This is a genomic window from Paenarthrobacter histidinolovorans (assembly GCF_014647595.1).
In the GTDB taxonomy this organism is placed as follows: domain Bacteria; phylum Actinomycetota; class Actinomycetes; order Actinomycetales; family Micrococcaceae; genus Arthrobacter; species Arthrobacter histidinolovorans.
In genome coordinates this window covers 482,183-497,010 of record NZ_BMPM01000003.1, presented here as the reverse complement: position 1 = coordinate 497,010, position 14,828 = coordinate 482,183, and the positions used below count along the sequence as shown (strand labels likewise).

Annotated in this window: 13 protein-coding genes; all 13 read right to left on the bottom strand. The window is 62.8% G+C overall.

The window, feature by feature from the left end:
• Positions 1-75: 75 nt before the first annotated feature.
• Positions 76-1,569, bottom strand: a complete 1,494-nt coding sequence (locus tag IEY62_RS10235) for a CoA-acylating methylmalonate-semialdehyde dehydrogenase (RefSeq protein WP_189016957.1) — start codon at positions 1,567-1,569, stop codon at positions 76-78.
• Positions 1,570-2,595 carry a Gfo/Idh/MocA family protein gene (locus IEY62_RS10230; RefSeq protein ID WP_189016954.1) on the bottom strand — a complete coding sequence of 342 codons (1,026 nt, stop codon included), beginning with the start codon at positions 2,593-2,595 and terminating at the stop codon, positions 1,570-1,572.
• Complete coding sequence (locus IEY62_RS10225; RefSeq protein ID WP_229785195.1) at positions 2,592-3,479, bottom strand: sugar phosphate isomerase/epimerase family protein; 888 nt, start codon at positions 3,477-3,479, stop codon at positions 2,592-2,594. Before IEY62_RS10225 ends, IEY62_RS10230 begins: the two co-directional genes overlap by 4 nt.
• A complete protein-coding gene (locus tag IEY62_RS10220) occupies positions 3,476-4,261 on the bottom strand; it encodes an SDR family oxidoreductase (protein ID WP_229785216.1) in 786 nt (261 codons plus the stop codon). Before IEY62_RS10220 ends, IEY62_RS10225 begins: the two co-directional genes overlap by 4 nt.
• Positions 4,258-5,271 carry an inositol 2-dehydrogenase gene (gene iolG / locus IEY62_RS10215; protein ID WP_189016947.1) on the bottom strand — a complete coding sequence of 338 codons (1,014 nt, stop codon included), beginning with the start codon at positions 5,269-5,271 and terminating at the stop codon, positions 4,258-4,260. The genes IEY62_RS10220 and iolG overlap by 4 nt, the downstream gene beginning before the upstream one ends.
• A 66-nt stretch (positions 5,272-5,337) precedes the next feature.
• Positions 5,338-6,270: a hydroxyacid dehydrogenase gene (locus IEY62_RS10210; protein WP_189016944.1), complete on the bottom strand. Its 933-nt coding sequence runs from the start codon at positions 6,268-6,270 to the stop codon at positions 5,338-5,340.
• Between the two features lie 67 nt (positions 6,271-6,337).
• Complete coding sequence (locus tag IEY62_RS10205; RefSeq protein WP_189016941.1) at positions 6,338-7,357, bottom strand: LacI family DNA-binding transcriptional regulator; 1,020 nt, start codon at positions 7,355-7,357, stop codon at positions 6,338-6,340.
• Positions 7,358-7,359: 2 nt separating this feature from the next.
• Positions 7,360-8,571 (bottom strand): Gfo/Idh/MocA family protein, encoded by a 1,212-nt coding sequence (locus IEY62_RS10200; protein ID WP_189016937.1) that lies wholly within the window; start codon positions 8,569-8,571, stop codon positions 7,360-7,362.
• 32 nt (positions 8,572-8,603) lie between these two features.
• Positions 8,604-9,392: an HpcH/HpaI aldolase family protein gene (locus IEY62_RS10195; RefSeq protein WP_189016934.1), complete on the bottom strand. Its 789-nt coding sequence runs from the start codon at positions 9,390-9,392 to the stop codon at positions 8,604-8,606.
• Complete coding sequence (gene iolD / locus IEY62_RS10190) at positions 9,389-11,338, bottom strand: 3D-(3,5/4)-trihydroxycyclohexane-1,2-dione acylhydrolase (decyclizing) (protein WP_189016931.1); 1,950 nt, start codon at positions 11,336-11,338, stop codon at positions 9,389-9,391. The genes IEY62_RS10195 and iolD overlap by 4 nt, the downstream gene beginning before the upstream one ends.
• Before the next feature lie 26 nt (positions 11,339-11,364).
• Positions 11,365-12,795: an aldehyde dehydrogenase family protein gene (locus IEY62_RS10185; protein ID WP_189016928.1), complete on the bottom strand. Its 1,431-nt coding sequence runs from the start codon at positions 12,793-12,795 to the stop codon at positions 11,365-11,367.
• 47 nt (positions 12,796-12,842) lie between these two features.
• Positions 12,843-13,769 (bottom strand): ATP-binding cassette domain-containing protein, encoded by a 927-nt coding sequence (locus tag IEY62_RS10180; protein ID WP_189016925.1) that lies wholly within the window; start codon positions 13,767-13,769, stop codon positions 12,843-12,845.
• Positions 13,770-13,773: 4 nt separating this feature from the next.
• Positions 13,774-14,814: an ABC transporter permease gene (locus tag IEY62_RS10175; protein ID WP_189016922.1), complete on the bottom strand. Its 1,041-nt coding sequence runs from the start codon at positions 14,812-14,814 to the stop codon at positions 13,774-13,776.
• Positions 14,815-14,828 lie beyond the last annotated feature (14 nt).

Below are 14,828 nucleotides of genomic sequence, written 5' to 3'. Positions count from 1 at the left end.
AAGCCATTGATAAGAACTTGCCGAAGTGGCGATCCCTTCACGTCTCTGGGATCGCCACCCTGGCATTCGGTGGAGCTAGTTGGATGGGAAGTTGTACGAGGCGCCCGATGCGTGGTTCGTTTCCGGCCAGCGGGAGGTTATGACCTTCCCGCGCGTGTAGAACGAGACACCCTCGGGTCCGTAAATGTGCTTATCGCCGAATAAAGAAGCCTTCCAGCCGCCGAACGAGTAGTAGGCCACCGGCACGGGCAGGGGCACATTGATGCCAATCATGCCTACGTCCACGGAGCGCTGGAACTTCCGCGCGGCGGCACCCGAAGACGTGAAGATCGCGGTGCCATTGCCGTAGGGGTTGGAGTTGATCAACTTGATGCCTTCCTCCAGGTCGGCCACCCGAACCACCACGAGCACAGGTCCGAAAATCTCTACCTGGTAGGCACTCATTTCAGTCTTCACATGGTCGATGACGGTGGGGCCGACCCAGAAGCCTTCCTCGTGGCCAGGAACTACCAGGTCGCGTCCGTCAACCACCATGGCCGCACCGGCCCGTTCAGCTTCAGTGACGGTCTTGACGATGAAATCGCGGGATTCCTGGCTGATCACCGGGCCCATGTCAGCATCGGCTTCGGTTCCGTTCTTGACCTTGACGTCGAGGGCCCGCTCTCCGACCTTCTTGACGAGCAGGTCAGCGGCATCGCCGACGGCAACGGCAACCGAGATGGCCATGCATCGCTGCCCGGCGGAACCAAACGCGGCAGCAGCCAGGTGGTCGGCAGCGTTGTCAAGGTCGGCGTCGGGCAACACGATCGCGTGGTTCTTCGCCCCGCCCAAGGCTTGGACCCGTTTGCCATGCGTAGTCGCAACCTCGGTAATGTGCTTGGCCACGGGTGTGGAACCCACGAAGGAGATGGCATCCACGTCCGGGTGGGTCAGCAGTCCGGAGACCACTTCGCGGTCGCCGTGCAGGACCTGGAACACTCCATCAGGCAGGCCGGCCTGTTTCCACAGATTGGCCAGCAGCATGGCTGCGGACGGCACGCGGTGGGAGGGCTTGAGGATGAAGGCGTTACCGGTGGCTATCGCCATCGGAGCCATCCAGAGCGGCACCATGACCGGGAAGTTGAACGGCGTGATGCCAGCGACGACGCCCACAGGCTCCCTGAAGGAAAAGACGTCGATCCCGGTAGAGACCTGGTCGGAATACTCCCCCTTGAGCAGCTGCGGGATGCCGCATGCAAACTCGATAACTTCGAGGCCGCGTCCGATCTCGCCCTTGGCATCGTTGAGGACCTTGCCGTGCTCGGAAGTGATCAGTTGGGCGAGCTCTTCGACGTGGGATGCCACAAGCTCACGGAACTTGAAGAGAACGGCGGTGCGCTTTGCAAGGGAAATATCGCCCCAGGACTCAGCAGCCTTCTTCGCTGCAGCGACCGTCGTGTCAAGGTCGGCGGCGCTGGCCAAGCGCAGCTCCGCCGTCACCGCTCCAGTGGCCGGGTTGAAGACCGGTTTGGTCGTGTTGCCGCTGCCGGCTGCCTCGTAGCCGCTGATGAAGTGGTTGATGATGGTCATTTACTGCTCCTGAAGTAGGTGGTGCTGCCCGGCGTGGACATCGTTGACTGTGCGGGGCAGGCCGGTGGCGAGTGATTCCTGGAGGGCCAGGCGGACGGCAAGGTTCTGTTCGGTCAGTTCCCGTTGGATGACTTCGGGGCCGGAGTTCCGCACCCAGGCACTGAACCGTTCGATTTCGGTTTTGAACTGGTCTTCGCCGATGTCGAATGATTCGGTTCGCCCGTCGCGCAAGGAGACGGTGACACGTGCTATTTCGCCAGCGTCGGGGTCGAAGGCCTTATCGAGGGTGATCTGGCCTTTGGTTCCGATGACCTGGAAGGTGTGGGTGCGTGGACCTTCGAAACCGCAATCCATCGTGCCCAGGACGTCGCCGTAATCAAGGATCGCGGCCACGGTGGTTTCCACTGCGTCCGTTCGGCTCGTTCCTTTCCCGTAGACGGACTCCGGGGCCCGGCCCATGACCATGTTCATGATGTCGACGGCGTAACAGCCGACGTCGTTGAGGGCACCTCCGTCCATGCCCGGCTGGAGCCGGACCTCACCGCCGGTTCGGTCCATGGCGAAGTGGAAGCGGGCATGCATGGAGACCAGCTCGCCGATCCTGCCCGAATCGATGAACTCCCGTACTTTCTGGTGCTGCGGGTGGAAGCGATACATGAACGCTTCCATGAGGTTCACGCCATTGCGTTCGCACGCTTCGATGACCCTGCGGTAGTCGTGGGTGTTGGCGACCAACGGCTTCTCGCAGAGAATATCCTTCCCTGCTTCGGCGGCCGCAACAATCCAATCGGCGTGCAGTGAGTTAGGAAACGGCAGGTAGACGGCTTCGATGTTTGGGTCAGCCAGGAGCTCCTCGTGTGAATCATAGGAAGCGGGAATATCGAACCGTTCAGCGACCTCAGCAGCCTTGCCGTTAGGGCTGCTGATGGCTGATGCAACTGCGTTCCGGGCCCTGGTCATGGACGGCAGGAAGCGTCCTTGTGCGATCCGTGCCGTTGTCAGCACTCCCCAGCGGACCGCGCTCATCCTCCGATCTCCGCATCAAGTTGACGCAGGAAGTCGACGGACTGGCGAACGTCCCGGACCGGGCCTTCGTCGGTGGGTGCGGCTTCGAGGATAGTGTCCTGTTCCATGGTGAACCAGCCTTGGTAGCCAGCGTCCAGCAGGTCGCGAACGATCCCGGCGATGCCGACGTCGCCTTGCCCGAGGGGTACGTACATGCCTGCTTTGACAGCGTCGGTGTAGGAGATTTCGCCGGCCTGGACGCGCCGGGCTACGGCAGTCCGCACGTCCTTGAGGTGGGTGTGGCCGATGCGGGCCGCATAGTCGCGAACCAGCAGGGCGGGGTCGGTGCCTCCGATCAGCAGGTGGCCTGTATCCAGGCACAGGTTGGCTGACGTGTCGTTGAGGACCCGGTCCACATCTGACGTGCTCTCGATCATGGTGCCCACATGAGGGTGGACCACCGCTTGGATTCCCTTGTCTGCAGCGGCCTTGACCACGGCGTCGAGGTTCCTCCCGAACAGGTCCCAGCCATCGGCGTCGAGCTGGTGGCGCTGGTCGTATCCCGCAACCCCGGTCTCCGCTGCGAGCACCATGATGCTGGCTCCTGCGGCCTCGTAGGCATCCAGCTCAGCCGCAACCACCTCCAGGGGATTCCTGGACGGATCGTGCAAAATGACCGGGAAGAAGCCTCCGATGGCCTGCAGCTTGTGCTTTTTCAGGACCTCTGCACGCCTGGCAGCCTGTTCGGGCAGGAAGCCGGCCGGCCCGAATTCGGTGGCTGTGATGCCCAAGGTGGTCATTTCGGACAACACCTTGTCCGCGTCCAATTGGTGGCCCCATCCGGGGACTTCGCAAACTCCCCAGGAGATGGGTGCTGCGGCAAGACGGCTGGTGATAGTGCTCAATCTGATCCTCCAAGTACGTTCTGGTCCCAGTCGATGACTGACCCTGTGACTACACCGCTCCTGTCGGAGAGGAGAAAGACAATGAATTCGGCGATCTCGTCCACTTGGCCGAGTTTTCCCATGGGGACGGATGCGTTGGCCTTCTCAAGCCAGTCATCCCCCGCACCGTGGAACTTCCTTTGTGTTTGGGCTTCGCCGTCGGTGGCGGTCCAGCCGATGTCCAGGCCGTTGATGCGGATTTTGTCCCAGCGGTGGGCGTGGGCAGCGTTCCTGGTAACGCCCGCCAAACCCGCCTTCGCCGCTACGTAGGGTGCCAGGTACGGCTGTCCGCCCAGTTCCGCGATGGAAATGACGTTCAGGATGCTTCCGGGAACACCCCTGCTGCGAAGATGTTTGATGGTTTCGGCCATGATGAAGAACGGAGACTTCAGGTTCACCGCCATATGGGCATCAAACAGCTCGGGCGTGGTGTCCAGCATGGTGCCGCGGGTAGTCAGGCCGGCCGCGTTGACCGTGCAGTCGAGCTGTCCGAACGCCGACACCGTTTCCAGGACAGAGTTCCGGGCCTGTTCGACGTCAGTCAGGTCTGTTTTGATGAACCGGGTTTCCACCCCGGTGGCTGTGATCTGGGCAGCGAGCTGCTCGCCCGAGTCGGCATTCCGGCCGGTGACGGCAATTCCAGTGGCTCCCTCCTCAGCTGCGCGCCGTGCCACGCCGGCTCCCAGTCCCTGGGTGCCTCCGCTGATGAGGATCACTTTGTCCTTAAGGAGTGCCATTGTCAGGCCTGCCCGATCTTGACCACACGCCCGGAGCGCGCGGACTCTTCGGCCGCGTTCGCCAGCAGGAGTGCTTGGAGCCCGTCGTCGAATCCCGGGCTGCAGGCCGTGCCGGTGCGGACGGCCGCTTCGAAGCTGCCCAGCTCGCTGCGGTAGGCCTCTGCGTAACGCTCCAGGAAGAAGTTCAGGTATGGGTCGGCTTCTTCCGCGCCCGCAGCGGTGAACTTCCGCACGCTGGTGGGGGTGAGGTTGCCTGCGGTGAGCATGCCTTCGCTGCCGAAGGCTTCGAGGCGCTGGTCATGGCCGAAAGCGCTGTGGCGGGAGTTGATGATGGTGATCTGTTCCCCGTCACGGCCTCGCAAGGTGATGACCACAGAGTCAAAGTCGCCGGCTTCCTCGATGTAGTCACAGAACAAGTTCGAACCGGTCGCGGAAACCTCGATGATGTCCGGAACGAAGAACCTCGCCATGTCGAGGTCGTGGATGCTTTGATCCCGGAAGATACCGCCGGAATTGGCGATGTAAGCGGCCGGCGCCGGTGCGGGGTCGCGGCTGATGATCGTCAGTTGCTCCAGCTTGCCGATTTCTCCCGTTGACACGCGGGACTGGACAGCGGAGAAGTTTGGATCGAAGCGGCGGTTGAAGCCGAGCATGAGCGGGGTTTCGCTGCCACGGAGACTGTCCCGGCAGGCCAGGACGCGGTCGAGATCAAGGTCGATCGGCTTCTCGCACAGCGCTGCCACACCGTTTGCCGCAGCCCGTGAAATAAGGTCGACGTGGGTGTTGGTGGGCGAGCCGATGATGACAGCATCCAGGCCGTCGATGGCAAAGACCTCATCAGCAGTTGTGACAGCCACGGCGCCGGTTCCTTCGGCCAAAGCCTGTGCGCCTTCGATGAACGGATCCGCGATGGCAACCAATTCCAGCCCGCGATTGGCCAGGATGTTGCGGGCGTGGACTTGGCCAATGCGGCCTGAGCCGAACAGCGCTACCTTGAGGGGACGGTCAGCGGACATTGATGGGGGTCCTTTCCAGAGGGTTGCCCGGGGAAGTGTGGGCGTGATTTTTCGTTTCGGGGATGGTCACGGCGTCGCCACCGCTGCTGGTTTTCGACCGGCGAGGACATCCACCGCACCCTGGGCAGCGTCCCTGACGGTGTGCGCCATGCCTTGGCGGGTGAAGCCCATCAGGTGTGGGGTGAGCACCACATTGGGGTGGTCAAAAAGTGGGTGATGCGCGGGTGGTTCGGGATCGTAGACATCCAGGCCAAGTCCGGACAATTGCCCGGACTGAAGCGCCTCGTAAGCCGCATTGAGATCGATCAAGCCGCCCCTGCTGCAGTTGATGAGGACTGCCCCGGGTTTCATGGCCTTCAGCCGTGACGCATTGATGAGGTTCCGGTTTTCGGATGTCAGCGGTACGTGCAAGGTGGTGAAGTCGCTGCCCGCGAGCAGTTCCTCGACGCTGTCACAGCGGATGGCGGCCGGGATCTCGGCGTAGGGATCGTAAGCCAGCACTTTCAGGTCGAAGGCTTCGGCAATGCGGGCAACACGGCGGCCGATACGACCGTAGCCGATGATACCCAGCGTGAATCCCTCCAGGTCGCCAACCACGACGTCGGCGCGATGGTCCCAGCGGCCCTCGCGAACCAGCGCGGTCAACGGAGACAGCTTCTTGACGAGGCACAGAAGGTGGGCGAAGACGCCTTCAGCAACTGAGGCCGTATTGCTTCCAGGGGTAATGACTACCGGAATGCCGCGCCGGTGCGCCTCGGCGAGGTCAACGAGGTCCGTGCCCACGCCTGTTCTCGCAATGACTTTAAGAGCCGGCATACGGTCCAGCATGTCCCGGTCCACCCTGTAGGCGGCCCGGACGATTGCAGCCTCAGCGGTGGCCAGATCCTCGGCCGTTGGGTCTTGAATGAGTCGCTGGTTTTCTGAGAGCAGCGGTTCAACCAGATCAGGTTCGACGCTGCCAAGTGCGACAAAGATTTGGGGTGTGGTTAAAGAAGCCATCGTCATCCTTGAAGATGTGGGTGTGGGAGCGCGGCTGGACATAACCCAGCAGCGAGGAGGGGTGTAGCTAGAGCCCGAGCAGGCTGGACGTGCGGACCACGAGATGTGGCGTTACGGGGTGGTGCGCAAAGCCGTTTCCCTCGCCGTGGATACGTTCCAGGAGAGTCTTGGCCCCGGTGACGCCGATAGTGGAGCTATCGGGGTCCACCGTGGTCAGGCCGAGGCGGGGCATGGCTCCTAGTGCGATGTTGTCGTAGCCGGTGATGGCCACTTCAACTCCGCGCTCGTCGGCTGCTGTCATGGCACCGAATGCGGCGAGGTCGTTGATGCAGGCCAATGCTGTGGGGCGTTCGTGCTTGGACCGGGTGGATCCCAGTGCCCGTTGTGCGGCGACGTAGCCGGATTCCTGGAAGAAGTCGGCGTCCACCACAGTGATGTGGCGGGAAAGTCCGTGCTCCTCCATGGCTGCCGAGTAGCCGTCCACGCGGGCGCGGCCTACCGAGCCGCCAAGGCCGCCCAGATGCACAATGTTTTCGTGTCCTTGGGCGATCAGGTGCTCAACAACCATCGCCATGCCCTGGGTGTCATCACTGCGGACCACATCAGCGGTGTCGATGTAGTCCGGTCCTCCACCGGCAAACACCACGGCTCCGCCCGATACTGCACGGTTGAAGGGTGCCTTGTCCGGGACCGTTCCCACCACCAGCAACCCGGCCACGCGCAGGTCCCGGAAGGCCTGGAGAATGGATTGGTCCACTCCCCTGTCGGCCGCCGTGACAGCACTGAAGAGGACTGTGTGACCGGCCCCTTCCAGCACTGTCCGGGCGGCATCGGCAACGTCGAAAGCCCAGGGGTTGTGCATGTCGCTGACCAGGACGCCGATGGTTCCACTGTCCCGGGTTGCCAAGGAGCGGGCGGCGAGGTTCAGTTCGTAGCCCATCTCCTCGACAACTTTCAGCACCCGCTGGCGGCGCTCGTCACTGACGCGCGGTGAGTCGCGCAGGACGAGCGAGACCAAGGACTTTGACACACCGGCACGTTCTGCCACGTCCATGATCGTCGGCCGCCGGGCGGATGAAGATGCCATGGTTATGCCCGTGCTGCCGTTGTGCCGTGGATTTCCTCGATCTTCTGCCACTGACCAGACAGAGATGAGGTTTCGGCGGCACTGACTATGGCGGCGGCAGATGCGGCGTCGTGGATATTGGAGTTTTCCTGCGCTCCGCCCGCGACGGCTACCAGGAACTTCTTGGCTTCGATGACTTTGAGGTCGTCAAAGCCCATACTGTTGCCAGGTCCGGGTTGGAAGTAGGAGTAGTCACCGTGTCGGGGGCTTGCATTGACGGTGGTGTAGCCCTGTTCGTCGTTGTTGCGGCCCAGGCAGACTTTGAGTTCGTTCATGCGTTCGAAGTCCCACTTGAGTGAACCTTCGGTTCCGTAGACCTCGATCTGGTAGCCGCATTCGGGTCCGACGGCGACACGGGAGGATTCAATAGTGCCGACGGCTCCTGCACCGACTGCGGACGGGCCGAATCGGACCAGCGCTGCGGCGTAGTCCTCATTTTCGACCTCTCCCATTTCACCGTTCTCGATCACTGCGAAGTGCGTACCGGATCCCATTGCCAGCTTGGGGCGCTGTGTATAGACGGTGCTGGTCAGCGCGGTCACCTCGGCGATGGGCCCAACTACATACTGGCACAAGTCCGTTGCGTGGCTAAACAGGTCTGCCAGTACGCCTGTTCCGGCGAGTTTTCGGTCGAAGCGCCAGGACAAGGCGCCGTTGGGTTCGGAGGCGTAACCCGAGAAGAACACGGCGCGGACGTTGGTGATCCGGCCGAGTTTGCCTTCAGCTACCAGCTTCCGTGCGTGCTCAACGGCGGGAGCGTGGCGGTAGTTGTACCCGATGGATGTCACGACGCCGGCCTCCAGCGCCGCTTCCTGCACGGCTGCGGTTTCGTCATAGCCGCGCCCAACGGGCTTTTCGATCCAGAAGTGCTTTCCGGCTTTGGCCGCTGCGATTCCGATTTCGGCATGGAGGAAGTTCGGGGCGCAGATGGAGACAACGTCCACGTCCGGGTGGTTCAGGACATCGTTGTAGTCTGTGGTGCCTTCGGCGAAGCCGAGGACGTCGCGGGCGTAGTCCACCCGGCTCGGAGCGGTGTCCGCAGCGATGACAAGCCGGGTGGCAAGGCCAAGGTCCGGGTAGGCGTAAGGGACGGTCTGGTAGGCGCGCGAGTGGAGCTTTCCCATCCATCCGACGCTGATGAGGCCTACACCGATGGTGCGCGTTTCGGGGCTCACGTTCATGCCTTTCTTGTTGAAAATTCTCTTGGTTAATTACGTGCGGTGTCGAAGGCGTCACGGAAGGCCGCCGCCATGATGGTGGAGTCAGAGCCGATGGCCACGAACCGGAAGCCTTGCCGGACGTATTTCGCTGCCCCGTGTCCGTCCACGGCGAGGATGCCAGCGGCTTTGCCGTGTGCCTCGGCTGCGGCGACCACCCGTTGCAGCGCCTCCTGGAAGGGATTGCTGTCCAGTTGCAGTGGGACCCCCAAGGCGTAGGACAAATCCAGGGGACCAACGAACAGGACGTCCACGCCGTCCTGTGCCGCGATCTCTTCCGCTGTGTCCAATGCCTCCAGGGTTTCGATCTGGATGATGCCCACTGTGCTCTGCTGTGCCGAGCTCAGAGGTGCACGGTCCATCCCCCAACGGCAGGAGCGGTTATAGGTTGCCACGCCTCGATCGCCGCGCGGTGGGTACAGCATGTGCCGCACGGCGGCACTCGCTTCGACCACGCTGTTCAGCCGCGGCACCATGATCCCGGCCGCGCCTTGATCCAGGACGCGTCCGATGCGGATCCGCTCGCCGCTCTCCACCCGAACGATGGTGGGCACGCCATAGCTTCCGGCTGCCAGGACACCGTCGCGGACGGACTCTTCGCCGCCGGAGCCGTGCTCAAGGTCGATAAGCACCCAGTCGGCGCCCGAAGCTGCGCAAACCTCAGCTGCAATGGCGGAGGACATCCCCACGAACGTCCCTACGGTGACTTCGCCCGCCGCCAAGCGGCGCCGGAGCTTGCCGCCGTCGAGCGGGCCGCCGTCGAAACCTTCCGCGCTCATCCGAACCACCGCTGGCTGCTGCGTGCCGTCTCGTAATCCGAGCGCAAGGATTGGACCCATTCCTGGTCGGAGACCTCGGCCGGTGCCACATCCCACCAGACGTCGCCGCCGGGCAGGTCAACATGGGGGACGGTGGGGACCACAATCACCACGGGTCCTGCGGTGTTGCGGGTGGAGGACAGTGCTTCCCGCACCTCGGAGGCGGTGGTGGCGCGGATGGCCAAGGCTCCGAGGCCTTCGGCGATCTGGCGCAGGTCCACCTTGAGGTAGTCGCCGTCCAGCCGGGCCTTCGGGGCGTCGTCGACGGCGACGCTTCCGCTGGCGGTGCGGTAGCGGAATTCGTTGCCGAATTCGCGTCCCATCCGGTTCATTTGGAGGCGGTGAATGACCTGGTATCCGTGGTTTTCGGAGACAACGATGGTGACGTTGAGGCCTTCCTGGGCCGCGGTGAGGATCTCGGTGGGGGCCATGAGGAAGGTGCCGTCGCCGATGAAGGTAACCACGCGGTTCTCGTTATTGCCTTCGGCCAGGCGGACGCCCATGCCGGCGGCGATTTCGTAGCCCATGCAGGAGAAACCGAACTCTAGGTGGCAGTTACGGTTCCCCGTGGCGTCCCAGACCTTCTGCAGGTCACCGGGTGGGCCTCCGGCTGCCGCGATGATCGTGTCGCCGGAGCGGGCATGTTCCTGCATGAGGCCGATGAGCTGCGGTTGAGTCAACACCGCTCCGGTGACCGGAGCGTCCGGGTGGTCTTCCGGACGGTAGGCGGTGTCGGCGTCGAGCCACAGGGAACGGATAGGCTCCCACTTGGCTTTTTCGGCCTGAACCGTCTCCTGCCAGGCCTCGCTGGTGGTGTGTCCTTCCAGAGCCCGGGCAAGCGCTTCCAAACCGAGGCGGGCATCGGCCAGGATGCCGGTGGCGCCTTGCTTGCGGGTATCGGCGTCCACGATGTTCAACGCGGCGAACCGGACGTACGGATCCTGGAAGATCGACTGCGATCCCGTGGCGAAGTCCGTCAACCGTGTACCGACGCTGATCACCAGGTCCGCCTGCTTCACCAGGGTGTTGGAGGCGAAGTTGCCTTCCAGCCCGACGCCACCGACCTGCCACCATTCGTCCTTGGTCACGGCACCCTTGCCGCCGAAGGTCTCCACCACTGGAACGCCGATTTGGCCGGCCAGTGCTTCCAAAGCAGCGTGGGCGTCAGAGTAATGGATGCCGCCGCCAGCGATGATGACCGGACGCTCGGCGTCGCGGATGAGGCGGGCGACGTCGTCGATCTCTTCCAGGTCCGGCAGGGGCCGGCGGATCTTCCAGTCGCGGGGTTCGAAGAATTCTGCAGGGAAGTCATAGGCGTGGGACTGGACGTCCTGGGGCAGCGAGATGACCACTGCACCAGTGTCGGTGGGGCTGGTCAGCACGCGCATGGCCTGCGGGAGCGCAGTCAGGAGCTGTTCCGGACGGTTGATCCGATCGAAGAAGCGCGAGACTGGCCGGAAGGAATCGTTGACCGTGGCATCGGCTTCGGTGGAGTGTTCCAGCTGCTGGAGTACGGGGCCCTGGTGACGGGTGGCGTAGGTGTCCCCGGGCAGGAGCAGCAGCGGAATCCTGTTGACGGTTGCCAGGCCTGCGGCGGTGACCAGATTCAGCGCGCCCGGGCCTATGGAGGCCGTGACGGCGAGGACGGCCTGGCGGCGGCTTGCTTTGGCGTACGCCGTGGAGATGTGGGCCAGGTACTGCTCATGGCGGCCCTGGATGAACGGCATGTCATCGGCGAGCTGGTCCAGTGCCTGGCCGAGCCCTGCGACGTTACCGTGGCCGAAGATGCCCAGGGCGGCGGGAACCAGACGGCGACGGACGCCGTCAGCCAGCGAATATTGCACCGAGAGGTATTTGATGACCGCTTGGGCGGTGGTGAGCCTGATGGTCTGCGATGGTGTGGTCATTGCCTTATTTCCGTTGTGGGGTGGGTTTACCAGGTGCGCCCGTGCAGGACGATCGTCTTTTCTTCGGTCATCTCCTGGACGGCGGAGCGGACGCCTTCCTTGCCGATGCCGCTGCCTTTCAGGCCGCCGTAGGGCATGAGGTCCGCGCGCCAAAGCGGGGTCCAGTTGACGTGGATGTTGCCGGCGTCGATCTGCCGCATGGCCTGGACCGTGTTCGCGACATCCCTGGTGAAGATGCCCGCGCCCAGTCCGTAGTCGTTGTCGTTGGCCATGGCGATGGCCGATTCCATGTCCTGCGCCGAGGACACAGCGACGGCGGGGCCGAACAATTCGTTCCGGCTCAGCTTGGAGCGCGGATCCACTCCGGCCACGACGGCGGGAGTCACCACGGCGCCGTCACGGTCACCTCCAGTGAGGACCCGGGCTCCGGAGTGGCGCGCCTCGTTGATCGAGGCGTGAACCCGTGCGGCTTCTTCCTCGGAGATCAACGAACCGATCCGGGTGTCGTCTTCCTTCGGGTTGCCTACGGAGATGGCTTCCACCTTGGGAACCAGCGCGTCCAGGAAATCTGCTTCGACACGGCGGTCCACAATGACCCGCTGCACGGAAATGCAGACCTGCCCGGAATTGATGAAACCGCCGGCCGCGACAGCAGTGGAGGCCAAATCGAGGTCGGCATCGGGCAGGATAATCACCGGGCATGAAGCACCGAGTTCGAGCGAGAGCTTCTTCACTCCGGCGATGTTGCTGATGCGGGTTCCGGTGGCGGTTGAGCCCGTGAAGGACACCTTGCGCACTCGAGGATCCGTCACAAGAACATCGCCCAGGGTGCTGCCGGGCCCGGTGATGACGGACAGCGCCTCCGGCGGCAGGCCGGCGTCGACGAAGCACTGCGCCAGTTTCAGCGCCGTCAGCGGCGTAGCCCGGGCAGGCTTAAGAACGACGGCGTTACCGGCGGCCAGCGCGGGTGCAATTTTGTGCAGCACCAGCAAGGCGGGGTAGTTGAAGGGCGTGATCGCGACGACGATTCCCACTGGTTGCCGCAGCGTGAAGCCGATCTTGTCCAGCCCTGTTCCGGCGTTGGCGTCCAGCGGGAGGGTGGAGCCGTAGAGCTGGCTTCCCTCGTAGGCAGCCAAGCGGATGATGTTTCCCGAACGTGACGCCTCTCCCCTGGCTTCCGTGATGGGCTTTCCCGTTTCAGCGCTAATAGTCTGTGCAATGTCCTCTGCCCGTTCATCGGCCAACGCCGCCGCGCGGAGCAGGATGTCAACGCGAACGTGCGCGGGGGTGGTCCTTTGCAGGTGAGCGCCGATCTCTGCCCGGTTGAGGGCATCTTGTGCGTCCTTGACCGTGGCGACGGGAACGGTGTCGATCGTCCTGCCGTCGAACGGCGAGCGGACCTCCTCTGTCCCGCCGTCGGTTGCATTGCGCCAGTTTCCCGCTATTAGCATTTCCATGGTTGCTCCATCCAGGGGTTGTAAACGTTTTGCTGATACTTCTGCGCTCAGTGGCGCTTGGCGTTGCTTTCGGGTGCAGCGTCGACCACTCCGGCCACTTCGGCTTTGACCTCGTTGAGTGCCTCGGTATGCCCTCCGAGTTGCTCCAGCTCGTGGGCGAGTTCGGCCAGTTCGGCGCCACCGGCCATTTGAGCCGTCAGCTCTTCCAACGTGATGTCCTTCTTCTCGTAGTAGCCGATGGACTTGCCTCGTTTGAGCAGCAGGAAGCGGTCTCCTACAGGGAAGGCATGGTGGGGGTTGTGGGTAATGAAGATGACGCCCAGGCCCCGGTCGCGCGCCTGCAGAATGTAGCGAAGCACGACGCCGGACTGCTTGACTCCCAGCGCGGCCGTCGGTTCGTCCAGGATCAGGACTTTGGCACCGAAGTACACCGCACGCGCAATGGCTACACACTGGCGTTCACCACCGGAGAGCTGGCCGATGGGTTGCTCAACATCACGAAGGTCAATGCCCATCTCGGCCAGTTCCTTGAGCGTGATGTCTTTCATCTTCTGGACATCCAGACGCCTGAAGGGGCCCGTGCCGGTGGTCAGTTCGGAGCCGAGGAAGAAGTTCCGCCAAATCGGCATGAGTGAAACGACGGCGAGGTCCTGGTACACAGCCGCAATACCGGCGTCGAGCGCCTCACGCGGCGAACCGAGCTTGCGGTCCTCGCCCATGATCTTGAATGAGCCTTCGTCGTGTTGGTGAAGCCCGGCGATGATCTTGATCAGCGTGGACTTGCCGGCGCCGTTGTCGCCCAGGACGCAGGTGACCCGGCCGTTGTCCACGGCCATGGTGACATCCCGCAGGGCGATGACGTTCCCGTAGTGTTTGCCCACCTTGTCCAGGGAGAGCAGGTGCACCGGTGTGTGCGTCAAAGGGTCCTTTTCGTCTTTCAGCAGGGTTTGCTGGTCGATTTGTTGTGCGTTCATGGGGCTACTTGCTTTCGGCTCGGCGCTTGACGATGAGGTTGACGATGGTGGCCAGCAGAAGCATCAAGCCGAGGAAGAACTTGAACCAGTCCGGATTCCACTGTGCGTACACGATCCCCTTGTTGGCCATGCCGAAGATGAAGGCACCGATCGCCCCGCCAACTGCTGAGCCGTAGCCGCCGGTGAGCAGGCAGCCACCGATGACTGCGGCGATGATGTAGAGGAACTCGTTGCCGACGCCTTCGCCCGACTGCACTGTGTTGAAAGCGAAGAGGTTGTGCATTCCCAGGATCCAGCCGCAAAAACCGACAGCCATGAACAGGCCGATCTTGGTCTTGGTCACTGGCACCCCCACGGCACGGGCAGCATTGGCGTCGCCGCCCACCGCGAAGATCCAGTTGCCCACACGGGTGCGCAGCAGGACCCACGAAGCCACGATGACCAGGGCGATCCAGATAAACACGGTGACGTTGACGTCGACCCCGCCGATTTTGACGCTTGAGGCGAAGATCGCCCGTGCAGCGTCAAACCCATCGATATCCGAAATGGAAGGGGTAGCAACTGCACCGCCAATGAGGCGGGTGAGGCCGAGGTTCAATCCCGCTAGCATGAGGAAGGTAGCCAAGGTCACGATGAAGCTGGGCAGCTTGGTCTTGACCAGGATCCAGCCATTGATGAACCCGATGCCCAGTGAGACGACCAGGGCGAACAGGACTCCCACCCAAATATTCACGCTGAAGTACCAGCTGAACATGGAGGCGGACAGTGCAGAGGTGATGACGGCTACGCCGGTGGAGAGGTCGAATTCGCCGCCGATCATGAGCAAGGCAACGCCCACGGCCATGATGCCGATGGTAGAGCTTCCGTAGAGGACGGTCGCCAGTGAGCTCGGCTGAAGGAAGACGGGTGCGATTGCGGAAAAGAAGATGAACAGGACGACGGCTCCAACGAGGGCACCGATTTCCGGGCGGACCAACAATTTCTGAAGGGTGTTCCGGGTGCTGACGCGCTCATCCGAAGGGGCGGTTAGGACAGCATTGGCCATGATTTACTTACTCC